Source organism: Geodermatophilus chilensis (genome assembly GCF_002802985.1).
Taxonomy (GTDB): domain Bacteria; phylum Actinomycetota; class Actinomycetes; order Mycobacteriales; family Geodermatophilaceae; genus Geodermatophilus; species Geodermatophilus chilensis.
Map to the genome: position 1 here is coordinate 25,903 of NZ_NVPT01000012.1, position 22,482 is coordinate 48,384.

The 22,482-nt window shown below is 75.0% G+C and carries 22 protein-coding genes and 2 pseudogenes; 10 read left to right on the plus strand and 14 right to left on the minus strand.

Annotated features, from left to right (window positions below; genetic code table 11):
• The first annotated feature begins 129 nt into the window (after positions 1-129).
• The 5 genes from CNO22_RS03450 to CNO22_RS03470 all read left to right on the plus strand — a co-directional run bounded on the left by CNO22_RS03450 (position 130) and on the right by CNO22_RS03470 (position 4,668).
• Positions 130-729, plus strand: a complete 600-nt coding sequence (locus tag CNO22_RS03450) for a TMEM165/GDT1 family protein (RefSeq protein ID WP_100497962.1) — start codon at positions 130-132, stop codon at positions 727-729.
• 120 nt (positions 730-849) lie between these two features.
• Entirely contained in the window at positions 850-2,502 is a 1,653-nt protein-coding gene (locus tag CNO22_RS28775) for a sensor domain-containing diguanylate cyclase (protein WP_100497963.1), read from the plus strand.
• Positions 2,456-2,833, plus strand: a complete 378-nt coding sequence (locus tag CNO22_RS03460; RefSeq protein ID WP_100497964.1) for an antibiotic biosynthesis monooxygenase — start codon at positions 2,456-2,458, stop codon at positions 2,831-2,833. The genes CNO22_RS28775 and CNO22_RS03460 overlap by 47 nt, the downstream gene beginning before the upstream one ends.
• A gap of 42 nt (positions 2,834-2,875) precedes the next feature.
• Positions 2,876-3,838, plus strand: coding sequence for an ABC transporter ATP-binding protein (locus CNO22_RS03465; RefSeq protein WP_100497965.1), 963 nt, complete (start codon positions 2,876-2,878; stop codon positions 3,836-3,838).
• The gene (locus CNO22_RS03470) at positions 3,835-4,668 is read left to right on the plus strand and encodes an ABC transporter permease (protein WP_198588074.1); all 834 of its coding nucleotides are present in this window, start codon (positions 3,835-3,837) and stop codon (positions 4,666-4,668) included. The genes CNO22_RS03465 and CNO22_RS03470 overlap by 4 nt, the downstream gene beginning before the upstream one ends.
• Before the next feature lie 122 nt (positions 4,669-4,790).
• Here the strand turns inward: CNO22_RS03470 and CNO22_RS03475 are convergent, their stop codons facing one another.
• Genes CNO22_RS03475 through CNO22_RS03500 form a run of 7 tightly spaced genes read right to left on the minus strand, consistent with a single transcriptional unit; the run spans position 4,791 to position 9,955 of the window.
• A complete protein-coding gene (locus CNO22_RS03475; protein WP_100497983.1) occupies positions 4,791-5,696 on the minus strand; it encodes a haloalkane dehalogenase in 906 nt (301 codons plus the stop codon).
• An 11-nt stretch (positions 5,697-5,707) separates the two neighbouring features.
• Complete coding sequence (locus CNO22_RS03480; protein WP_100497966.1) at positions 5,708-6,316, minus strand: DinB family protein; 609 nt, start codon at positions 6,314-6,316, stop codon at positions 5,708-5,710.
• A 45-nt stretch (positions 6,317-6,361) separates the two neighbouring features.
• Positions 6,362-7,339: a glycine betaine ABC transporter substrate-binding protein gene (locus CNO22_RS03485; protein WP_100497967.1), complete on the minus strand. Its 978-nt coding sequence runs from the start codon at positions 7,337-7,339 to the stop codon at positions 6,362-6,364.
• A 1-nt stretch (position 7,340) separates the two neighbouring features.
• Positions 7,341-8,147, minus strand: a complete 807-nt coding sequence (locus CNO22_RS03490; protein ID WP_100497968.1) for an ABC transporter permease — start codon at positions 8,145-8,147, stop codon at positions 7,341-7,343.
• A complete protein-coding gene (locus CNO22_RS03495) occupies positions 8,144-9,322 on the minus strand; it encodes an ABC transporter ATP-binding protein (RefSeq protein ID WP_100497969.1) in 1,179 nt (392 codons plus the stop codon). The genes CNO22_RS03490 and CNO22_RS03495 overlap by 4 nt, the downstream gene beginning before the upstream one ends.
• On the minus strand, positions 9,315-9,518 hold the full coding sequence (locus CNO22_RS28780; RefSeq protein WP_232806758.1) for a hypothetical protein: 204 nt from the start codon (positions 9,516-9,518) through the stop codon (positions 9,315-9,317). The genes CNO22_RS03495 and CNO22_RS28780 overlap by 8 nt, the downstream gene beginning before the upstream one ends.
• Positions 9,464-9,955, minus strand: coding sequence for an ABC transporter permease (locus CNO22_RS03500; protein ID WP_232806759.1), 492 nt, complete (start codon positions 9,953-9,955; stop codon positions 9,464-9,466). Before CNO22_RS03500 ends, CNO22_RS28780 begins: the two co-directional genes overlap by 55 nt.
• A 309-nt stretch (positions 9,956-10,264) precedes the next feature.
• Between CNO22_RS03500 and CNO22_RS03505 the strand changes: the two genes are divergently transcribed.
• Together CNO22_RS03505 and CNO22_RS03510 are read left to right on the plus strand one after the other, a co-directional pair.
• Entirely contained in the window at positions 10,265-11,023 is a 759-nt protein-coding gene (locus tag CNO22_RS03505) for a MerR family transcriptional regulator (protein WP_100497970.1), read from the plus strand.
• A 210-nt stretch (positions 11,024-11,233) separates the two neighbouring features.
• Positions 11,234-12,325: an aromatic acid exporter family protein gene (locus tag CNO22_RS03510; protein WP_157936783.1), complete on the plus strand. Its 1,092-nt coding sequence runs from the start codon at positions 11,234-11,236 to the stop codon at positions 12,323-12,325.
• A 6-nt stretch (positions 12,326-12,331) separates the two neighbouring features.
• Here the strand turns inward: CNO22_RS03510 and CNO22_RS28785 are convergent, their stop codons facing one another.
• Both CNO22_RS28785 and CNO22_RS29930 read right to left on the minus strand, forming a co-directional pair.
• Positions 12,332-12,928: a glycerol-3-phosphate dehydrogenase C-terminal domain-containing protein gene (locus CNO22_RS28785; protein ID WP_232806760.1), complete on the minus strand. Its 597-nt coding sequence runs from the start codon at positions 12,926-12,928 to the stop codon at positions 12,332-12,334.
• A gap of 70 nt (positions 12,929-12,998) precedes the next feature.
• Positions 12,999-14,189: pseudogene (locus tag CNO22_RS29930) on the minus strand (FAD-dependent oxidoreductase); the annotation flags it as partial.
• Here CNO22_RS29930 and CNO22_RS28795 point away from each other — a divergent pair.
• Together CNO22_RS28795 and CNO22_RS28800 are read left to right on the plus strand one after the other, a co-directional pair.
• Positions 14,133-14,606, plus strand: a pseudogene (locus tag CNO22_RS28795) (FAD-binding oxidoreductase); the annotation flags it as partial. The pseudogenes CNO22_RS29930 and CNO22_RS28795 sit on opposite strands and share 57 nt — an antisense overlap.
• A gap of 577 nt (positions 14,607-15,183) precedes the next feature.
• Entirely contained in the window at positions 15,184-15,576 is a 393-nt protein-coding gene (locus CNO22_RS28800) for an FAD-binding oxidoreductase (RefSeq protein ID WP_232806762.1), read from the plus strand.
• Between the two features lie 173 nt (positions 15,577-15,749).
• On the opposite strand, the gene CNO22_RS03525 is transcribed toward CNO22_RS28800, so the two are convergent.
• On the minus strand, positions 15,750-16,355 hold the full coding sequence (locus CNO22_RS03525) for a hypothetical protein (protein ID WP_100497972.1): 606 nt from the start codon (positions 16,353-16,355) through the stop codon (positions 15,750-15,752).
• 5 nt (positions 16,356-16,360) lie between these two features.
• Positions 16,361-17,128 carry an SDR family oxidoreductase gene (locus tag CNO22_RS03530; protein WP_100497973.1) on the minus strand — a complete coding sequence of 256 codons (768 nt, stop codon included), beginning with the start codon at positions 17,126-17,128 and terminating at the stop codon, positions 16,361-16,363.
• A gap of 93 nt (positions 17,129-17,221) precedes the next feature.
• Here CNO22_RS03530 and CNO22_RS03535 point away from each other — a divergent pair, with 93 nt between their 5' ends.
• Complete coding sequence (locus CNO22_RS03535; RefSeq protein ID WP_198588075.1) at positions 17,222-18,487, plus strand: arginine deiminase; 1,266 nt, start codon at positions 17,222-17,224, stop codon at positions 18,485-18,487.
• A gap of 24 nt (positions 18,488-18,511) precedes the next feature.
• On the opposite strand, the gene araA is transcribed toward CNO22_RS03535, so the two are convergent.
• From araA to araB, 3 genes are read right to left on the minus strand one after another with little or no spacing between them, the layout of a single operon-like run.
• A complete protein-coding gene (gene araA / locus CNO22_RS03540) occupies positions 18,512-20,020 on the minus strand; it encodes an L-arabinose isomerase (RefSeq protein WP_100497974.1) in 1,509 nt (502 codons plus the stop codon).
• Positions 20,021-20,034: 14 nt separating this feature from the next.
• Complete coding sequence (locus tag CNO22_RS03545; protein ID WP_100497975.1) at positions 20,035-20,715, minus strand: L-ribulose-5-phosphate 4-epimerase; 681 nt, start codon at positions 20,713-20,715, stop codon at positions 20,035-20,037.
• Positions 20,712-22,463 (minus strand): ribulokinase, encoded by a 1,752-nt coding sequence (gene araB / locus CNO22_RS03550; RefSeq protein ID WP_100497976.1) that lies wholly within the window; start codon positions 22,461-22,463, stop codon positions 20,712-20,714. The genes CNO22_RS03545 and araB overlap by 4 nt, the downstream gene beginning before the upstream one ends.
• Positions 22,464-22,482 lie beyond the last annotated feature (19 nt).

Genomic DNA, 22,482 nt, shown 5'->3' on the forward strand with positions numbered 1-22,482 from the left:
TGCCCGGTCAGCGGGCCCACGCTCGGCCGTGGGTGGGCGAGACCTTCGACCGCAGTCGCCCTCGCCGGCAGCTGCCGGTCGGAGGCTGCCCGCATCCGTCCGGCAGTGCCCAGACGGAAGTGAGAACCCGTGTCCCTGACGGTCGTGCTGACCGCCTTCGTGCTCGTCCTGCCGGTGGAGCTCCCGGACAAGACGCTGTTCGCCAGCCTGGTCCTGGCCACCCGCTTCCCGCCGCTGCCGGTGTTCGTCGGCGTCGGGACGGCGTTCGGGCTGCAGGTCGCGATCGCGGTCACCGCCGGCAGCCTCCTCTCGTTGCTGCCCGAGGCGCTGGTCAGCGGGGTGGTCGCGGTCCTGTTCGTGGTCGGCGCGGTCCTGCTGTGGCGCAGCGCGACGGAGGGCCCGGAGGACGCCGCGGACGTGGCGGCCGGCCGGGAGGGGACGTCGTTCCTGCGGGTCGCCACCATCTCATTCGGCGTCCTGTTCGCCGCCGAGTGGGGCGACCTGTCCCAGCTGGCCACCGCGGGGCTGGCCGCGCGCCTGGACGACCCGGTGTCGGTCTTCGCCGGCGCCTGGGCCGCGCTGCTCACCGTCTCGGGGCTGGCCGTCTTCCTCGGCACGAAGCTGGCCGACCGGCTCCCGGTGGCGCTGATCCGCCGGGTGGCCGCGGTGCTCTTCCTCGTCTTCGCCGTCGTCGCCGCGGTCGAGACGGTGCGCACACTCGCCGGCTGACCGTCATGACCCTTACGGGTCGGCATCGACCGGGAGTCCTCAACGACGGCGCCGGTGCTGCCGTCGGTGTCCCTGGTGGCCGTGCGGCCGCCAGGGACACCGAGAAGCGAGGCCCCATCCGTGACCGCAGCCGCCCCGATCGACGACCACCTGGCCGGACGTCGCCGTGCCGCGCAGCTGATGCCCGCGCTGGAGCTCATCACGCAGGTGCCCGGCGAGGAGCTCGACGCCGTCGTGCGGGTCGCCGCCACCGTCACGGGGCTGGCGTACGGGACGGTGAACCTCCTCGACGAGTCGGTCCAGTATCAGCTGTCCTGCCACGGCTTCGTCGGCGGCACGTCCCCTCGCGAGGATGCGCTGTGCGACCTGATGCTCCGGCAGGAGCCGCGGGTGCGGACGTTCTCCGACCTCTCGGTCGAGCCCGGCCTGCAGTACAACCCGTGGGTCGACGGCCGGCGGGGCCAGGTCCGCGCCTACGCCACCGCCCCGCTGGAGCTCGACGGGACGGTCCTGGGCACCCTGTGCGTCTTCGACCCCGAGCCGCACGACCTCGCCGACGAGCAGACCGCGCGGCTGGGCGACCTGGCCACGGTGGTCGTCGGCATCTTCCGCCGGCGCCAGCAGGCCCAGCGGCTGGCCACGCTGGCCACCGAGAGCGAGACGGCCCGCGCCGAGACCGAGGCCGCGCACACGGAGCTGGCCCGCCGCGCCGCGTTCACCCGGGCGCTCCTGGAGGCCTTCCCGGTGGGTGTGGTCGCCACCGACGCCGAGGGCCGGGTGACCACCTTCAACCGGCTGGGCCGGGAGTGGCACGGCGTGGCCGACCGGGACCTTCCGGCCGACCTGCGGGTCGGGGACCTGCCCGCCCTGTTCGGCCTCGTCGACGCCGAGGGCGTGCCGGTCCCCGCCGACGAGCTGGCCCTGGACCGGGCGCTGACCCAGGGGGCTGCGTGCCACGGCGAGCTCACCATCGCCCACCCCGGCCGGCCGGCCCGGGTCGTCACCTCCTCGAGCACACCCGTCCACGACGAGGAGGGCCGGCTGCTCGGCGCCGTCGTCGCGCTCTCCGACGTGACCGCCCAGCGGGAGCTGGAGGCGGCGTTGCGGGCCGCGGCCCTGCACGACCCGCTGACCGGGCTGCCCAACCGCACCCTGCTGGTCGACCGGCTGGAGCTGGCCCTGCGCAACGGGCAGCGCGAGCCGGTGTCGATGGCGGTGCTCTACTGCGACCTCGACGGCTTCAAGCTCGTCAACGACGTCGCCGGGCACGCGGTCGGCGACGAGGTGCTCGTCGAGGCCGCCCGCCGCCTGCGCGCCGTCGTGCGCCCCGCCGACACCGTGGCGCGGATCGGGGGCGACGAGTTCGTCCTCCTGTGCCCCGGGCTCGGCACTGCGGACGTCGCCGACCGGGTCGCCGCCCGCATCACCGAGGCCTTCGGCACGCCCCTGGCCTCCGACGGCGACGCCGAGTACCGGATCGGGGTGAGCATCGGGATCACGCTGTGCACCGAGGTGGACACCCCGGAGACCGCGCTGGCCGCCGCGGACGCCCGGATGTACGAGGCCAAGGCCTCGGCGGCCCCGCAGCCGCGGCCGGCTCGCCGCCGTCCCCCAGCGCTGACGGGCGGCGCCCTGCGCCGTCGACGGAACGGGACCGAGGCCACTGCACGCCCGTGGCGGGGGCACCTGGCCTGGCCCTCCACGGAGAGGCACCGAGGAGGTCACCGTGCCCGTCATCCCCGACCTGCCCTGGACCGCCGAGCACGTCGGTGAGGGGCCGGGCGTCGTCATGGTCACCCACCTGCACCTGCGTCGGCTCCGCGACGTCCCGGCGTTCCTCCGCGACTCGCTGGCCATCCGCGCCCAGGCGGCGGCCGCCCCCGGCGCGCGCTCGCTGTACCTGCGGGCCCAGCCCCTGGCCCGGCACTTCACCACCGTGTCCCGGTGGGACGACCAGGCCGCCGTCGTCGCGTTCGTCCGCACCGACCCGCACCGCGCGGCGATGCGGCGCCGGGGCCCCGAGATGCGGGAGTTCAGCAACCGGTCGCACCCCGGGACCGGCACCGTACCCACGGTGCAGACGGCTGCTGCGCTGTCTGCGTGACCCGCTCCGCCCCGGGCCGTCCCGGTGGCAGCATGGCCCCCGATGGATGCGGCCGTGCAGGTGACCGACCTCGTCAAGCGCTACCCCGGCCGGCCGGTCAACGCCGTCGACGGGATCTCCTTCACGGTGCAGCGTGGTGAGGTCTTCGGCCTGCTCGGCCCCAACGGCGCCGGCAAGACGACGACGATCGGCGTGCTGACCACGCGGGTGCTGCCCACCTCGGGCACCGCCAGCGTCGCCGGGGTGGACGTCGCCACCGACCCGGTCACCGCGCGCAGCCGGCTGTCGGTGGTGCCGCAGCGGTCCAACCTCGACCGTGCGCTGACCGCCCGGCAGAACCTGGTCTTCCACGCCGCGTACCACGGCGTCGGCCGGGCCGAGCGCAACCGCCGGGCCGACGCGCTGCTCGAGCAGCTGGGCCTGGGTAACCGCGGCGGCGACAAGGTCGACGACTACTCCGGCGGGATGGCGCAGCGGCTGCTCATCGCCCGCGCGCTCATGCACGCCCCGCAGGTGGTCTTCCTCGACGAGCCCAGCACCGGGCTGGACCCGCAGGCCCGGCTGTTCGTCTGGGACCGGGTGCGGGAGCTGCGCGAGGGCGGCATCACCGTCGTGATCACCACGCACGACATGGACGAGGCGGCCGCGCTGTCCGACCGGGTCGGGATCATGGACCACGGCCGGCTGCTCGCCCTGGACACTCCCGCGGCGCTCACCCGCTCGCTGCCGGGCAGCGCCACGCTCGACATCGACGTGGAGCGCGCGCCCGAGGACACCGACGACGCGGTGCTCGCGGCCCTCGCCCCGCTGGCCGAGCGCGTGGAGCAGGTCGCCGACGCCTCGGGGCTGCGTGCCCGCCTCTACCTCTCCGGCGACGCCGCGGCGCTGGTCGGCCCGGTGTCGGAGGCGCTCGGCGCGCGGCGCGCGCGGCTGACCGGCGTGCGCATCGGCGAGCCCAGCCTCGAGGACGTCTTCCTCGAACTCACCGGACGGGAGCTGCGATGAGCACGGACACCGCCGTACCGGGCCTGGCCGCCGGGGTCGGCCGCCCCGCCCCGGGCCGGCCGGACGTCGGCCGGGCGTTCCGCGCGCTGCTGTGGCGCGACGTCTTCGTCACCGGCCGCGAACTGGTGCCCTTCCTGCTGCAGGTCGTGCTGCAGCCGGTCTTCCTGCTGTTCGTCTTCGGCAAGGTGCTCGTCGAGCTCGGCTTCGCCACCGCCCAGTACTCCGACGTGCTGCTGCCCGGCGTCATCGCGCTGACGGCCTTCCTGACCGCGCTGCAGAACACCGCCTTCCCGCTGGTCATCGACTTCTCCTTCACCAAGGAGATCGAGGACCGGCTGCTCGCGCCGCTGCCCACCGCGCTGGTCGCGGTCGAGAAGGTGGTGTTCTCCCTGCTGCGGGCGCTGGTCGCCGCCGCGGTGATGTTCCCGATCAGCTGGTGGGTGCTCGGCTCCCTGCCGGTGCAGTGGGGCGACCTGCCGGTGCTGACCGCGTTCCTCGTGCTCGGCTCGCTGGTCGGCGCGGTGATGGGCATGACGCTCGGGACGTTCGTCAAGCCCAACCGGATCAACGTCGTCTTCGCCGTCGTCCTGACCCCGCTGCTGTTCACCGGCTCCACCCAGTTCCCGTGGCAGTCGCTGGACACGCTGCGCTGGTTCCAGGTGGTCTGCGCGCTCAACCCGCTGACCTATGTCAGCGAGGCGCTGCGGGCGGAGATGGCGCCCGACGTGCCGCACCTGCCGCTGGGGCTGTGCGCGCTCGCGCTCACCGGCTTCCTCGTCGTCTTCGGCGTGACCAGCCTGGTCGGCTTCCGCCGCCGCGCCCTCGACTGAAGAAGGACTCCCGCCGTAGGCCGCAGGACCCGGTGAGCGCCACACTGCCGGGTGTTCTCATGCACTGCGGGCGCTACAGGACCCGCAGAGCACGAGGAAGACCGGCAATGCCAGGCGACCAGCTACCGCAGCGTGGGGATCCACTCGGCCAGCGCGCGGCCGATCTCGTGCGGGGAGTCCTCCGGCACGAAGTGCGCGCCGGGCACGGTCACCTCGGTCAGCGCCCTCCACTTGCGCACGAACGCCCGCGGCCGGCCGACCAGGATGGAGCCGGGGTCGGCGTTGAGGAACAGCTTGGGGACGTCGCTGGTGCGCAGCCACTGCCCGTAGCGGGCGACGACGTCGCGGACCTTGGGCGGCACGTTCTCGATCGGCAGCTGCCGCGGCCACTCCAGCGTCGGCCAGCGGTCCGCGGGGTCGGCGAAGGGCTCGCGGTAGCGGGCGTGCGCCTCCGGGCTCAGGCCGCGGGCCACCGAGGCCGGCAGGATGCGCTCGACGAACACGTTCTTCTCCAGCACGGCGGCCTCGCCGTCCGGGCCGCGCATCGTCTGGAAGATGTTCCGCGCGTCGGCCGGCCAGTCGGCCCAGTTCAGCGGGACGACGAGCGCCTCGGTGAACGCCAGGCCGCGGACCGCGCCGGGGTGCCGGTGCGCCCAGTCGAAGCCGAGCGCCGAGCCCCAGTCGTGCAGCACGAAGGTGACCCGCTCGGTGGCGCCGACCTCCTCGAGGAACCGCCCGAGGAAGCCCGCGTGCGCGGAGAACGAGTAGGTGCCGCGCCCGGGGTCGGGCAGCTTGTCGGACTGCCCCATGCCGATCAGGTCCGGCGCCAAGCAGCGACCCAGGTGCTGCACGTGCGGGATGACGTTGCGCCACAGGTAGGACGACGTCGGGTTGCCGTGCAGGAAGACGATCGGGTCGCCCTCCCCCGCCTCGACGTAGGCCATCTGCAGGTTGCCGTCGGCCCGTCGGTCGACGCGCACGCGCTGGCGGGGGAACGGGTCCTCGGGCGAGACGTCGTCGGCTGCCATGCCTGCGATCTTCACCCATCCCCCGGCGCGGCACCGCTCGGGGTGGTGAGACCGGCCGCCTGCCGTGCGGCGGCCTCGATGCGCGCCCGGAACGCCGCCCACTCGTCGGCGCTGCGCTCGGGCAGGTTGCTGTTCGCCGGGCTCATGCCGGCCGACCCGTCGATGAGCTCGCGCACGACGTCGGCGTGCCCGGCGTGCCGGGCGACCTCCACGCCGAGGTGCACGAGGACCGTGTGCAGCGTCGGGTGCCGGCGCTCCTCCCGCCACCAGGGCACCTCGCCGACGGCGTCCAGCGGCAGCGCCCCGACCGTCGCGTCGGCGTGCGCGGCCGAGAACCGGTACAGCTCGACGACGTCGTCCCGGGACTCCTCCGCCGGCACCCACGTGTCGGCGTCCTCCTCGCCGCCGTCCCAGGGGTACCGGCGGCCGGAGGGCCGGCCGAACACGTCGCCGAGGTAGCCCAGCTGCACGTGGGCGACATGCTTGACCAGGCCGAGCAGGTTGGTGCCGGTCGGCGTCACCGGCCGCCGGACGTCGTACTCCCCCAGGCCGTCGAGCTTGGCCAGCAGGTCGGTCCGGCGCTCGCGGAGGTACCCCAGCAGGGCGCTCTTCTCGTCCATGCGGACACCCTGCCGGAGACCACCGACGGGCCGGGCCGGGCCGGGTCAGGGCCGGGCGACGAGCCCCTCGGACAGCAGCCAGTTCAGGGCCACGTCGGCGGGGTCCTCACCGTCGACGTCGACCCGGGCGTTGAGCTGCTGGAGCACGTCGTCGGTGAGCAGCGGGGTGATCTGGGCGAACACGTCGGCGATCCCCGGGTGCTGCTCGAGGGTCTCGGTCAGCACCACCGGGGCGACGTTGTAGGCCGGGAAGAAGGCGCGGTCGTCCGCGAGCACGGTGAGGTCCAGCGCCGGGATGCGCCCGTCGGTCGTGAACACCTCGCCGAAGTTGCAGAGCCCGTTGTCGGTGGCGGTGTAGACCGCGCCGGTGTCCAGGATGCTCACGTTCTCGCGCGGCACGCCCTGCGGGTCACCGAGCGGGATGCCGTAGGCCTCGAGCATCGGCTCGAACCCGTCGCTGCGCGTGGCGAACTCGGACTCGACGCAGAAGGTCCGCTCCTCCACCGGCAGCGCGGCGATGTCGGAGAGGGAGTCGATGCCGCCCAGCTCCGGCACCGCCTCGCTGCGGACGGCGAAGGCGTAGGTGTTGTTCGCCGGCGCGGGCGGCAGCCAGGTCAGGCCGTTGGCGAGGTCGGCGTCCCGCACCGCCTCGTACTGCTCCTGCCGGTCGGGGATCCCCTCCGGCATCCCGAGGTAGTTCAGCCAGCCGGTCCCGGTGTACTCCCACTGCACCTCGACCTCGCCGTCGAGCATCGCGGCCCGCGCCGGCGCCGCCCCGGGGATGCCGCTGCGGTCGGTGACCTCGAACCCGGCGGTCTGCAGGGCGATCACCGCGATCTTGCCGAGGATCAGCGCCTCGGTGAAGTTCTTGGTGCCCACCACGACCTCGGCGCCGTCGGCGTCGGGCAGCGGCGCGATCTGCCCGGGCGCGGCCTGCGGCGTGAAGGTGTTGGCGCTCTCCAGGCCGCAGCCGCTCAGGGCGAGGGAGGCCACCAGGGCGACGGCGGGGAGTCGCAGTCTCATGTCAGAGCCCCTTCGGTCGGGCGACGTGCTCGACGACGCGGCCCAGCCAGTCCACGGCGAGGGCCAGCAGTGCCACAAGCACCGCCCCGCTGACCAGCAGCGAGTCCAGTGACAGCGTGATGCCGGTGTTGATCAGGACGCCCAGCCCGCCACCGTCGATGAAGGTGGCCAGGGTCGCCGTGCCCACGAGCAGCACCAACGCGGTCCGCACCCCGGCCAGGACGACCGGGACGGCGAGCGGCAGCTCCACGCGGAACAGGACGGCGGCGGCGCTCATGCCCATGCCGCGACCGGCCTCGACCAGACGGGGGTCCACGCCCTGGATGCCGACCATCGTGTTGCGCAGCACGGGCAGGGCCGCGTAGACGACCAGCGCGACCACCGTCGTCCCGAAGCCGAAGCCCAGCCAGGTGGCCAGCAGGACGAACAGGCCGATCGCCGGCGCCGCCTGGCCGGTGTTGGCGATCCCGCTGATCAGCGGGCTGAACCGGCGCAGCGGCCGCCGGGTGAGGGCGATGCCCAGCGGCACCGCGATGAGCAGCACGATCACGGCGGAGGCGACGGTCAGCAGCAGGTGCTCGCGGATGCCGGTCCACAGCGCCGTCCAGCCCAGCTGCCGGGCCTCGGTCTCGGTCAGCGTGGCGTTGGCCCGCCACAGCACGAAGGCGAGCACGCCGACGGCGACCAGCAGCGGCTGGGTCGCCAGGGCGCGCCAGTCGCCGCGGCCGGCGCCGGCCGTCGTCTCGTCGGCCCGCCGGGTCACCGACTCCGGGGCGCCCAGCGACGAGCTCTCGGTGGCGGCCGTCATCCCGCCACCTCCGCACGGGAGCGCTGGATCGCCGCCATCACGCTCTCCACCATGAGCACCCCGGCCAGGGCCTCCCGCCGTCCGGTGACGACCACCCCGCCCTGGCTGGCGGCCAGCATGGTGTCCAGCGCGTCGTTGAGCGTGGACCGCAGGTCCACGACGGGCAGCCGCTCGTCCACGGCGGCCGGCACGGTCGTCGTCCGGGTGAGCTCGGCCAGCGTCGGCCAGCTGATCGGCCGTCCCCGTTCGTCGAGGACGACGACGAAGTCGTGCCCCGCCGAGCGCACCGCCGCGACGGCCTGCGCGGAGTCGGTGCCGACGACCGCCGTCGTGACCTGCCGCAGCTCCACGTCGCCCACCCGGGTCAGCGTGAGCTGCTTGAGCGTGGCGCCCGCGCCGACGAAGTCCGCGACGTACTCCTCCGCCGGGTTGGCGAGGATCGCCTCGGGGGTGTCGTACTGGACCACCCGGGCCCCGACGTCGAAGACGACGATGCGGTCGCCTAGCTTCACCGCCTCGTCGAAGTCGTGGGTGACGAAGACGATCGTCTTGCCCAGCTCCTCCTGGATGCGCAGCAGCTCGTCCTGCAGCCGCAGGCGGGTGACCGGGTCGACGGCGCCGAACGGCTCGTCCATCAGCAGCACCGGCGGGTCGGCGGCCAGCGCGCGGGCGACGCCGACGCGCTGCTGCTGCCCGCCGGAGAGCTCGCGCGGGTAGCGGTCGCGGTAGACGGCCGGGTCGAGGCCGACCAGGTCCAGGAGCTCGTCGACCCGCGTCGCCGTGCGCCGCTTGTCCCAGCCGAGCATCCGCGGGACCAGGGCGACGTTGGTGCCGACGGTCATGTGCGGGAACAGGCCGCCGGCCTGGATGACGTAGCCGATCCGGCGGCGCAGCCGGTCGGGGTCCTGGTCGGTGACGTCCTCGTCGCCCAGATGGATCCGCCCGCTGGTCGGCTCGATGAGCCGGTTGAGCATCTTGAGCAGGGTGGTCTTCCCGCAGCCGGAGGGGCCGACGAACATGACGGTCTCCCCGGCGGGGATCTCCAGGCTCACGTCGTCCACGGCCGGCCGGTCCTGCCCGGGGTAGCGCTTGGTCACGCCGTCCAGGCGGATCGAGACCCCGCTGACCCGGCGGTCGGGCGGAGTGGCGGTGGCAGGTGTCGTCGTCTCAGACACGGATCCCCCTGGGGGTGGTGAGGCGACCGGTCAGCACGAGCAGCAGGTCGAGGACGAGGGCCAGCAGGACGATCGCGATCGTCCCGACCAGCGTGGAGTTGAGGGCGTTGGCGCCGCCCAGCCGGGAGAGGCCGGAGAAGATCAGGCCACCCAGCCCCGGACCGAGCACGTACGCGGCGATCGCCGCGATGCCCATGACCATCTGGGTGGACACCCGGATGCCGGCCAGGACGACCGGCAGGCCAGGGGCAGCTCGACGCGCAGCAGCACGGCGAGGCGGCTCATGCCGATGCCGCGGGCGGACTCGACCAGCGTGCGGTCGACCCCGGCCAGGCCCACGACGGCGTTGCGGAGCACCGGCAGGGCCGCGTAGAAGGTGACCGCGATGACCGCCGGGGTGATCCCGAAGCCGAAGGGAGCCAGCAGGATGCCCAGCAGCGCGAACGCCGGGATGGTCAACCCCACGGCGGACACACCGTTGGCCAGCGCCGTGGCGGCCGGGCTGCGGTAGACCAGCACGGCCAGCCCCACGGCGAGCAGCGAGCCGAGCAGCACGCACTGCACGACCAGGCTCACGTGCTGGAAGGCCTGGAAGGCGATGAGCCCGCGGCGCTCGACCACGTAGTCCCACATGCGGCGGTACCTCTCCGTGCCCCGGTGGTCACGCGGGGCCCTCGTCGTCGTTCGTCGTCCGGCTGCGGCCCCACGGCCGCCGCCCGTCGCACGACCGCCGGGCACTGCCCCGCCGGTGGCGTGTACGCCGTCGCTCGACGTTGCCACAGGTCCGGGCCGGTGGCGACCCGGGGCCCGTCGCGATGCTGTGCCACATCGCCGCAGGTCAGCGCGCCGGGGAACGCGACCGGGTGACCGTCCCCACCCGTTCGCTTGACCCTGACGCGACGTCAAGCTGTGCACTCGTGCCCGTCAGGAGGGAGGACACCCGTGACCGTGGGCGAGGTCGCGGCGCTGGCCGGTGTGACGGTCCGCACGCTGCACCACTACGACCGGATCGGGCTGCTGTCGCCGTCCGGCCGGACGGCGGCGGGCTACCGACGGTACGCGCCGGCGGACCTGGACCGGCTGCACCGGGTGCTGGTCTACCGCGAGCTCGGGTTCCCCCTCGAGGAGGTCGCGACCCTGCTCGACGACCCCGCCGCCGACCCGGCCGAGCACCTGCGCCACCAGCACCGGCTGCTGCTCGACCGGCTGGAGCGGACGCGGGCGATGGTCGCGGCCGTCGAGAAGGAGATGGAGGCACGGCACATGGGGATCTCGCTGACCCCGGAGGAGCGCTTCGAGCTGTTCGGGGACTGGCTGCCCGAGGAGTACGAGGCCGAGGCGGAGGAGCGCTGGGGCGACACCGAGGCGTGGGCGCAGTCCCAGCGGCGCACCCGCAGCTACACCAAGGAGGACTGGGTCCGGATCAAGGACGAGGGGGAGGACGTCGAGCGCCGCTTCGCCGAGGCCATGCGGGCCGGCGTCCCGGCCGACTCGGGGGAGCAGGCGATGGACGTCACGGAGGAGCACCGGCAGCAGATCAGCCGGAACTTCTACGATTGCCCGCCCGAGATGCACGCCGGCCTGGGCCGGATGTACCTCGAGGACGAACGCTTCACCGCCCACTACGAGCGGATCGCGCCGGGCCTGGCGCAGTACGTGAGCACCGCCGTCCAGGCCAACGCCGCCCGCCAGGCCGGCTGACCGGCGAGGCCCACCCGCGATCAGTGTGCGCGGATGCGCAGTTCGGCACGACGGAACTGCGCATCCGCGCCCACCGTCGGGCGGCTCCGGGACGACGTCCACCGGGTCCGAGCTGCCGCGGCCGTCAGCGGAGAGCGCCGGCACTCACGGAACGGAGCGGCGCCGGAACCCGGCGCAACGGTGGGCTGCACCACCGGTCATCCTGCTCGCGTGGGAACCCTGTGGGTGCTGCTGCACCGGCCCGCCGTGCAGCGCGGGGTGCGGGCGGCGATCGCGGCGGCGCTGGCCTGGCAGGTGGCCGTCCTGCTCCCACCGCTGCTGAGCGAGTACGCCTACTACGCCCCCCTGGGCGCGGTCATCGCGGTGCACCCGACGATCGCCGACTCGGCCAGCGCCGCCTGGCGCAGCGTGCTGGCCATCCTCACCGGCTTCGCGCTGGCCGTGGCCCTCTACGAGCTCACCCGGGCGGTGCCGAACGCCCTCAGCATCGCGCTGATCGTCGCCGCGGCGATCGCCGTCGAGCAGTGGCGGCTGTGGCGCGAGCAGGCCAGCTGGGTCAGCTTCGCCGCCGTCCTCATGATCACCGTCGGCCTCGACGACCCCGAGACCTACGTGCTGCGCTACGCGGGGCTGACGCTGCTGGGCGCGGCGATCGGCGTGCTGGTCACCACGGTGCTCTTCCCGCCCATGCAGCTCACCCGGGCCGTCGAGCAGATCGCCGCCGCCCGCTCGCTGCTCGCCGCGCACCTCGACGAGATCGCCGCGACCCTGCGCGAGGGCCTGGTGCCCGACCCCGCCGAGTGGGCCGGTCGGGCCGCGGCCCTCGACCGCACGCTGGACCGGATGCGCGCCGCCGAGGCGCAGGTGGAGCGGGCGCGCCGGGCCAATCCGCGGGCGCGGCGCTGGCAGGGCCGGGCCGCCGGCATCCGCGAGGAGTCCCGCGCGCTCGACCGCGTCGCCGTCCTCGTCGACGACCTCACCTCGCTGGTCGTCGAGTTCCAGCCGCACCGGCGCGGTGTCGACCGGGTCGAGGCCGGCACCGGCTGGGTGCTCGCCGATGCGCTGACCGGGCTGGCCGGCGTCGTTCGGACGCCGCACCACAGCACCGACGGGACGACGCCGGACCGCCGCGACGAGCGGATCGCCGCCGCCGAGGCCGCGCTGGACCGGCTGGTCGGCTTGCTGCGCACCGCCCGGCCCGCCGACGAGGACGGCTTCCTCGCCCTGGGCGCGGTGGCGGTCGGTGTGCGCCGGGGGCTCACCGCCCTCGGCGCGCACCGCAGGCAGCCACAGCCGGCCTGAAGGCCGCTACAGCTCCGCGGCCAGCACCTGCTCGGCCACCGGGACGGCGCGCTCGCGGTCGGCGGGCACCAGACCGGTGCGCACCCGGCGGTCGAGCAGGTCGACGACGGTCCGCGCGCCCTCGGCCCGGACGGCGAAGCGCAGCTCCCCCACCGTCTCCGGGCGGCCCTCGACCACCGGCTCGGACCCCAGTACGGCGACCGCCGGCGCCTCGGTGCCGTAGCGCGCGACCAGCCGGGCCGGGGCCTCGACGCGGTCCAGCGCCACGCGCGGCGCCGCGCCGACCAGCGGCAGCCGGGCGGTGCACGACCGCGGTCCGGCGAGGCCGAGCCGGGCGACCACCGCGTCGACGGCCTCCTCGGCCATGGCCCGGTAGGTGGTCAGCTTGCCGCCGACGACGGTGAGGACCGGTCCGTCCCACCGCAGCAGGTGCTTCCGGGACAGGTCCGCGGTGGCGCCGTCCGGGCCGGTGCCGGCCGTCTGGGGCAGCGCCAGCGGCCGCAGCCCCGCGTAGCTGCCCATGACGTCCGCGCGGGTCAGCGGCTCGGCGAGCACCCGGTTCACCGTGTCCAGCAGCTGCTGCACCTCGGCGTCCGAGGGCACCGGGTCCCCGTCGGGGACCGGGCCCGGGCACCGGCTCGTCGGTCAGCCCCAGGTACACGAGCCCAGCGGGCTGTGGCAGCGCGAAGACGCAGCGCGAGCGCGATCCGGGCAGCGGCACGGTCAGCGCCGCCGACGGCGACCCGAGCCGGGCGGCGGGCACGACCAGGTGCGACCCGCGGGACGGCGAGAGGCGGATGCCCGGCGCCAGCCGCTGCGCCCACACCCCGGTCGCGTTGACCACCACCCGCGCCCGGAGGGTCAGCGCCTCACCGCCGTCCAGCTCCGCGTGCACGTCGGCGCCGTCCACCGCGCGCACCGCCGCCCCGGTCACGACCCGCGCGCCGAAGGCGGCCGCGGTCCGGGCCAGGGCGACCACGAGCCGGACGTCGTCGGTCAGCTGCCCGTCCCAGAAGACGACCCCGCCGCGGCAGCCGCGCACACCCGGCGTCATCCGGGTCACCCCGGCGGCGTCGACCCGTCGGGTCGCCGGCAGCGAGCCGCGGCCGCCGGGCACCGAGGCGCGGACGGCGTCCCCGAGCCGCCCGCCCAGCTCGGCCAGCGCGGTGACGTCGCGACCGACGGCGTCGGGCACCAGGAAGGGCAGCGGGCGGACCAGGTGCGGCGCGGTCGCGCCCATGAGGACGGCGCGCTCGCGGGCGCTCTCCCGCGCCAGCCCGAGCTCGCCGTGCGCCAGGTAGCGCAGCCCGCCGTGCACCAGCTTCGAGGACCACCGGCTGGTGCCGGCTGCGAGGTCGGCCCGCTCCAGCAGGACGACGGAGAGTCCGCGGGCGGCCGCGTCGAGGGCCGCGCCGGCGCCGGTCACGCCGCCGCCGGCCACCACGACGTCGACGGCCGCACCGGCTACCGCGTCGAGGTCGGCGGCCCGCCGGGCCGGGGACAAGGCGGCGGGTCCGGGGCCGGGCACCGGCAGACTGTAGCCGTGCCCGAGCAGCCCGAACTGACCATCCAGGGCTGGGGCCCGGCCGCCGGCCCCCGCGACGCGACGGTGACCCGCGGGGCCGACGGCGGCCCCGGCTCCCTGGAGCTCACCGCCTTCCCCGACGTCGCCGAGGTGCTGCCCAAGGCCGCCCGCCGCCACCTGTCCCGCGAGCTGGGCTGGACGCCGCGGCGCACGCCGCCGGTGCCGGTCACCGACATCCGGCTGGCGCCCTCCCGGCTGGCCGAGGACTGCCGGCTGCGCCTGGTGGAGCTGCTCGGCGAGGAGCACGTCAGCACCGACCGGGAGGCGCGGCTGCGGCACGCCGGCGGCAAGAGCTACCTGGACCTGCTCCGCCGCCGGGAGGGCGACGCCTCCGACGCCCCGGACGCCGTCGTCCGGCCCGGCAGCACCGGGGAGACCGCCGCGCTGCTGGCGCTGTGCAGCGAGCTCGGCGTGGTCGTGGTGCCCTTCGGCGGCGGCACGAGCGTCGTCGGCGGGCTGTCGGGCGTCGACCCCGACGACCGGCCCTCGATCACGGTCGACCTGGGCCGGATGGCCTCGGTGCAGGCTCTCGACGTCGCGTCGTCCCTGGTCACGGTGGGTCCGGGCGTGCGCGGGCCGGCGCTGGAGGAGCACCTGGGCCGGCACGGGCTGACCCTCGGCCACCTGCCGCAGAGCTGGGAGTTCGCGACCCTGGGCGGCTACGCGGCGACCCGCTCGGCGGGCCAGGCCTCCACCGGGATCGGCCGCTTCGACGACCTGGTGGCGGGGCTGACGCTGACCACGCCGTCCGGGGTGCTCGAGCTCGGCTCCCCGCCGGCGTCGGCGGCCGGTCCGGACCTGCTCGGCCTGGCGCTCGGCTCGGAGGGCGCGCTGGGCATCATCACCGAGCTGAGGCTGCGCGTGCGGCCCGAGCCGCGGGCGCGGCACTACGAGGGCTGGTCGTTCCGCAGCTGGGAGGCGGGGCTGGCCGGGCTGCAGCGGCTGGCGCGGCACGAGCTGCTGCCCGACGTGGTCCGGCTGTCCGACCCGGACGAGAGCCGCGCGAACCTGCTGAACGCATCGGGCGCCGGCGCGTCGGTGCTGCGCGGCTCGCTGCGGCTGCGCGGGCGGGCCGCGGGCTGCCTGCTGGTCGTCGGCTGGGAGGGGCTGCCGGCCAGCGTGCGCGCCCGGCGGCGGGCGGCCTCCTCGGTGCTGCGCGGGGCCGGGGCGGTGCGGCTGGGCACGCGCGTCGGGGAGTCCTGGCGGCGGCACCGGTACACCGCGCCCTACACCCCGCGACAGCCTGCTGGACGCCGGGCTGCTGGTCGAGACGCTGGAGACGGCGGCCACCTGGACGGCGCTGCCCACCGTGTACGACGCCGTCCGCGGGGCGCTGCGCACGTCGCTGGGCCGGCGCGGGAAGCAGCCGCTGGTGCTGAGCCACGTCTCGCACGCCTACCCGACCGGCGCCTCCCTGTACGTCACCGTGCTCGCCGACCGGGACGACGCGCTGCCCATCCAGCAGTGGCTCTCGGCCAAGCGCGCCGCGACCGACGCGCTGCTGGCCGCCGGCGGCACGCTCACCCACCACCACGCCGTCGGGGCCGACCACCGTCCCTGGCTGGAGCGCGAGGTCGGCCCGCTGGGCGTGGAGGTGCTGCGCGCGGTCAAGCAGCGGCTCGACCCGCAGGGGATCTGCAACCCCGGCGTCCTGCTGCCCGACTAGGACGGCTCGCCCCTGCAGCCTCTCCCCCTGCCCACAGTGCGGGGCAGGGGGAGAGGCTGCGGAGGACGACACCCTCCATCCGGGAACCTCAGCCCCTGCTCACAGGTGTGAGCAGGGGCTGACCTCCCGGTAGGCACATGCGGTGGCTGAGTCCCAGCGCCGCGGGGACGGGGTCAGGGCAGCTGCACCGTCGTCGTCACCCGCGCCAGGCTCGGCCGCGGCGACACCGACCCGAACCCGAAGGTGACCGGCGGGCGCACCGCGGCCAACGCGCCCAGCGGCTCGCCGTCCCACGAGGCGTCGAGGGACGTGACCGCGTGCAGGTCCTGGACGCCGTACCACTCGGTGCGGCCGTTGCCGGCCGACCCGGTGGTGCGCAGGCCGGTGAGCAGCCGGGCCGGGCGGTCCAGCAGGCCGGCCCACGCCGGGGTGCGGGCCAGCGGTGGCGGGACGGCGCGCAGCAGCCACCCCAGCGGCGGACGGCGGCCGGTCGTGACCCGCAGCCGCAGCGGGCCGGCGTCGACCGCCCAGGTCCGCGGGTCCGGCCGCTGCACGCGCACCGGGACCAGCCGGACCTCGTCGAAGGTGTAGGTGGCGGCGATGAAGTCCGCGGCCTCCCGGGTCGGGGCGAGCAGCAGCCGGGCGCCGTCCGGCCGCTGCACCATCACGTCGGACAGCGGCCCCAGCGGCGAGGTCGGCCAGTGCCCGACGACGGCGCGGGTGCCCGACGCGGTGCCGGCCCCGAGGATCCAGCCGTCGAACCGCAGCCGCTGCGGCATCGGCGTCAGAGGGTGGTGGCGCGGCCGCCGTCCACCGGGATGACCGCGCCGGTGACGTAGGCGCCGGCCCGGCTGGCCAGGTAGACCGCGACGCCGGCCATGTCATCAGGCCGGCCGATGCGGCCCAGCGGGGACGACGCGGCGATCTCGTCGCCGTGGGCCGCGAGCGTGGCGGCCATCATCTTCGACTCGAACGGCCCCGGGGCGACGGCGTTGACGGTGATCCGCTTCGGCCCGAGCTCCTTGGCCAGCACCCGGGTGAGGTGGTGCACCCCGGCCTTGCTGGCCGAGTACGAGTAGGTCGGCAGGGACGGCGCGTGCAACCCGTCGATGCTGCCGACGTTGACCACGCGGGCCGGGTCGTCGTCGGTGCCCGCGGCCTCGAGCAGCGGCAGGAAGGCGCGGGTGAGGAAGAACGGCGCCTTGAGGTTCAGGTCGAGCACCTTGTCCCAGGCCGACGCGGGGAAGGTGGCGAACGGCTCCCCCCAGGTCGCGCCGGCGTTGTTCACCAGCACGTGCAGCCGCTCCTCGCTGCGGCCGACCTCCTCGGCCAGCCGCAGGCACCCGGCCTCGGTGGAGACGTCGGCAGGGATGGACGCCACCCTCCCGAACTGCGACAGCTCGGCGGCCGCCGCCTCGCCCGCGTCGGGCTTGCGCGAGGAGACGTACACGGACGCCCCGGCCTGCAGCAGCCCGCGGGCCATCATCAGGCCGATGCCGCGGGTGCCACCGGTGACGACGGCGACCTTCCCGGTGAGGTCGAACAGGTGCACGGGCGGGCTCCTCCGCGTCGTGGGGACGTCGTCGGCCCCCGGCCAGGGCACCGTATCCAGCGGCCGGGAGGCCTCCTGTGCCAGCCTCGGCGCATGACCGCACTCGCCGCCCGGGGCCTCGATCGCCTTCCGCGCGCGAAAGGCGAACTGGGGGCGGACAGCGAGGTCGGGCCGCTGCGGACGGTGCTGCTGCACCGGCCGGGCCCGGAGCTGCGGCGGCTGACCCCGCGCAACAACGACCAGCTGCTCTTCGACGGCGTGCCCTGGGTGCGTCGCGCGCAGGAGGAGCACGACGCGTTCGCCGCCGAGCTCACCGCGCGCGGCGTGGAGGTGCTGTACCTGGACCGTCTGCTGGCCGAGGCGCTCGCCGTCCCCGCGGCCCGCGTCGAGCTGGTCGCCGCCGCCGTCGACGACCCGCGGCTGGGCGCGACGCTCAAGCGGACCACGGCCGCGCACCTGGCCGACCTCTCCCCCGAGGACCTCGCCCGCGCGCTGGTTGCCGGGGTTGCGCACGACGAGCTGCCCGGCGCGCGCGGCCTGTCCTGGGCGCTGATGGGGCGCGGCGACTTCGTCGTCCCCCCGCTGCCCAACCTGCTGTTCACCCGCGACTCGTCGGTGTGGGTGGGCGACCAGGTCGCGGTGACCTCGCTGACGATGCCCGCGCGGCACCGGGAGAGCACCATCACCGCCGCCGTGTACGCCCACCACCCGCGCTTCGCCGGCGCCGAGCAGCTCTACGACGCCTCGCTGGAGCACCTCGAGGGCGGCGACGTGCTGCTGCTGGCGCCGGGGGTGGTCGCCGTCGGCGTCGGCGAGCGGACGACGCCCGGCGGCGCGGAGCGGCTGGCCCGCCGCGTCTTCGCCCGCGGGCTGGCGCACACGGTGCTCGTCGTCCCGATCGCCCAGCAGCGGGCGACCATGCACCTGGACACCGTCGCCACGATGGTCGACGTCGACGCCATGGTCATGTACCCGGCCGTCGCCGACTCGCTGGTGGCCTGGACGGTCACCGCCGGGGAGGGCGAGGCCGAACGGATGGCCGACGACACCACCGACCTTGTCGTCCGCGGCCCGGCGCCGTTCCTCGAGGCCGCGGCCGCCGCCATGGGCATCGACCGGCTGCGGGTCATCGACACCGGCCTCGACCCGGTCACCGCCGAGCGCGAGCAGTGGGACGACGGCAACAACACCCTCGCGGTGGCCCCGCGCCTGGCGGTGGCCTACGAGCGCAACACCGTCACCAACGCCGCGCTCGAGGCGGCCGGCATCGAGGTGGTGCAGATCGCCGGCTCCGAGCTCGGCAGCGGCCGCGGCGGACCGAGGTGCATGTCCTGCCCCGTCCGCCGCGACCCGCTGTAGCGGCGTTTTCCGCGGAAATGGCCGTTACAGGCCCTGGGCGAGGCGGTGGTAGGCCGCGCCCCAGCGCAGCTCCTTCGCCAGCGAGCGGCGCGTGGTGTCGGCGTCGATGAGCACCAGCTCGGTCGCGAAGACCTCGGCCAGGTCGGTCAGCTCGTCGGCACCGATCGCGGTCGACAGCACCGTGTGGTGTGGGCCGCCGGCGGTCAGCCAGCCCTCGGTCGCCGTCTCGAAGTCCGGCCGGGGCTGCCACACCGCGCGGGCCACCGGCAGGTTCGGCAGCGGCTCGTCGGGCTCGACGACGTCCACCTCGTTGGCGACCCAGCGGAACCGGTCACCCAGGTCGCACCAGCCGACGACGACGCCCTCCCCCGGGGCCGCGGTGAACACCAGCCGGGCCGGGTCCTCGCGGCCGCCGATCGACAGCGGGTGCACCTCGACGCGCGGCCGGTCGCCGGCGATGGTCGGGCAGACCTCGAGCATGTGCGCCCCGAGGATCTTCGGCGTCCCGGTGAGGTCGTAGGTGTAGTCCTCCATGAAGGAGGTGCCGCCGGGCAGCCCGGCCGCGGCGACCTTGAGGGTGCGCAGCAGCGCCGCGGTCTTCCAGTCGCCTTCGCCGCCGAAGCCGTAGCCGTCGGCCATCAGTCGCTGGACGGCGAGACCGGGGAGCTGGCGCAGGCCGCCGAGGTCCTCGAAGTTGGTGGTGAACGCGGTGAAGCCGCCGTCCTCAAGGAAGCCGCGCAGCGCCGCCTCGAGGCGGGCCTGGTAGCGCACCGCCTCGTGCCGCGGCGCCCCCGGCCGGCAGTCGTCGGCGAACTCGTACAGGTCGCCGTACTCCTCGACGAGGGCGTCGACGGCCTTGTCCTCCACGGCGTCCACCACGGCGACCAGGTCGTTGACGCCCCAGGTGTTCACCGACATGCCGAAGCGGATCTCGGCCTCGACCTTGTCGCCCTCGGTCACCGCGACGTTGCGCATGTTGTCGCCGAAGCGGGCCAGCCGCAGCGACCGCGCCGCGGCCGCCGCCGTGGCCGCGCGCGCCCACGAGCCGACCCGCGAGCGCACCCGCGGGTTCGACACGTGCCCGACGACCGTCGTCCGCGGCATGCGCAGCCGGGTCAGCACGAACCCGTACTCGCGGTCGCCGTGCGCGGCCTGGTTGAGGTTCATGAAGTCCATGTCGATCGTCGCCCACGGCAGGGCGGCGTCGGCCTGGGTGTGCAGGTGCAGCAGCGGCTTGCGCAGCGCATCGAGCCCGCTGATCCACATCTTCGCCGGGGAGAAGGTGTGCATCCAGGTGACGACGCCGACGCAGGCCGGGTCCTCGTTGGCCTCGCCCATCGCCCGCCGGATGGCGGCGGCGTCGGTGAGCACCGGCTTCCACACCACCCGGACCGGCACCTCGGCGGCCTCGTCCAGGGCCTGCGCCACGCGCTGCGACTGCGACGCGACCTGCTGCAGGGTCTCCTCGCCGTACAGCCCCTGGCTGCCGGTCAGGAACCAGACCTCGTGCCCCTCGAACGGGTCGTCGACCACGGCGGGACCTCTCCTCACTGTCCGTAGACGTTCTGGTAGCGGGCGTACAGCGAGTCGATGTCCGACTGCGCGATGGGCAGGGGCTCGCCGAGCTGGCGGGACAGGTGCACCGTGCGGGCGACGTCCTCGGTCATGACCGCGGCCTTGACCGCCGCCTTCGCCGACGGGCCGATGGTGAAGACGCCGTGGTTCTGCATGAGCACCGCGGGCGAGCGCGAGTCGCGCAGCGTCTCGACGATCCCGCGGCCGATCGAGTCGTCGCCGATGAGCGCGAACGGGCCGACCGGGATCGGGCCGCCGAACTCGTCGGCCATCGCGGTGAGCACGCACGGGACGGGCTCGGCCCGCGCCGCCCAGGCGGTGGCGTACGGGCTGTGCGTGTGCACCTGGCCGTTCACCTCGGGCATGTGCCGGTAGACGTAGGCGTGTGCGTCGGTGTCGCTGGAGGGCCGCTTCACCCCGTCGACGGCGTTCCCGTCGAGGTCGCAGACCGTGATGCCCTCCCAGGTCAGCTCGTCGTAGAGGACGCCGCTGCCCTTGATGACGAACAGGTCCTCGCCGGGCACCCGCTCCGACACGTTGCCCGAGGTCCAGGTGACCAGCTGGTTGCGGGTCAGCTCGGCGTGCAGCGCGGCGACGTGCGCGCGCTGCGCCCGGTGGGTGCCCCGCTCGGTGCGGGGCTCGGTGACGGTCATGCGGATTGCTCCTCGGTCAGCGCGGCGGACGTGGTCTCGACGTCGTGGCCCTCCGCGGCGCCCGGATGGCCCGTGCGCTGCACCGCGGCCCGGCGGAGGGCGCGCAGCCGGTGCAGCACGTCGTTGCCCCCGCGGCCGAAGTGGTCGTGCAGCGCGAGGTACTCGGCGTACAGGGCGTCGTAGGCGTCGGCCCGCTGCTCGTCGGGCACGTACACGTTGCGGCGCACCTTGCCCATCGCCCGGGCGGCGGTCGTGACGTCGGGGTGGGCCCCGGCGGCGACCGCGGCGTAGATCGCCGAGCCCAGGGCCGGTCCCTGCTGCGAGTCGATCACCGACAGCGGACGACGGCAGACGTCGGCGTAGACCTGCATGAGGAAGGTGTTCTTCGGCAGGCCACCGGCGACGACGAACTCGGTCACCGGCACGCCGGCGGACTCGAACGCCTCGATGATGGTCCGCGTGCCGAAGGCGGTGGCCTCCAGCAGCGCCCGGTAGGTGTCCTCCGGCCGGGTCGCGAGCGTCTGCCCGAGGACGACCCCGGAGAGCTCGGCGTCGACCAGCACCGACCGGTTGCCCCCGTGCCAGTCCAGCGCGACCAGGCCGTGCTCGCCGACCTCCTGGGCCGCGGCGAGCTCGGTGAGGTGCTCGTGCAGGCCGATGCCCTTCGCCTCGGCGGCGTCCCGGTAGGACGCCGGTACCCCGTACTCGACGAACCAGCCGAAGATGTCGCCGACGGCGCTCTGCCCGGCCTCGTAGCCGTACAGCCCCGGCACGATCCCGCCCTCGACGACCCCGCACATCCCGGGGACGTCGGCGAGCCGGTCGCTGGGCATGACGTGGCAGGTCGAGGTGCCCATCACCGCGAGCATCTGCCCGGGCTCGGTGGCCTGCGCGGCCGGTGCGGTGACGTGCGCGTCCACGTTGCCGACGGCGACCGCGATCCCCGCCGGCAGGCCGGTCCAGGCCGCGGCCTCGGCGGTCAGCCCGCCGGCCCGCTCCCCGAGCTGGCCGATCGGGTGCTCGAGCTTGTCCTCGACGAAGGTCTCGAACGCCGGGTTCAGCGCGGCCAGGTAGTCCCGCGACGGGTAGTGCCCGTCCTGGTAGATGCCCTTGTAGCCGGCGGTGCAGGCGTTGCGCAGGTAGGTGCCGCAGAGCTGCCAGATGATCCAGTCGGCCGCCTCGACCCAGCGCTCGGTGGCGGCGTAGACCTCCGGGTCCTCCTCGAGCAGCTGCAGCGCCTTGGCGAACTCCCACTCGCTGGAGATCTTCCCGCCGTACCGGGACAGCCAGGTCTCGCCGCGCTCCTCGGCGAGGGCGTTGATCCGGTCGGCGTGCGGCTGGGCGGCGTGGTGCTTCCACAGCTTGGGGTGGGCGTGCCGGCGGTCGGCGAACTGCGGCAGGTCGCACAGCGGGGTGCCGTCGGCGGTGGTGGGCAGGACCGTGCACGCGGTGAAGTCCGTGCCGATGCCCACGACCGACGCCGGGTCGACCCCGCTGGCGGCCAGCGCCTCGGGCACCGCGGTCTTCAGGACCTGCACCCAGTCGCCGGGCATCTGCAGCGCCCAGTCCGGCGGCAGCTGCTCGCCGGTGGCCGGCAGGGTGCGCTCGACGACGGCGTGCTCGTACGGGTGGACGGCGCTGGCCAGCTCTGCGCCGTCCGAGACCCGGACGACGACGGCGCGACCCGACAGCGTCCCGAAGTCGACCCCGACGACGTGGGTGTCGGCGGGTCCAGCGGTGTCCGGCATCGGTTCCTCCTGCGCCCGG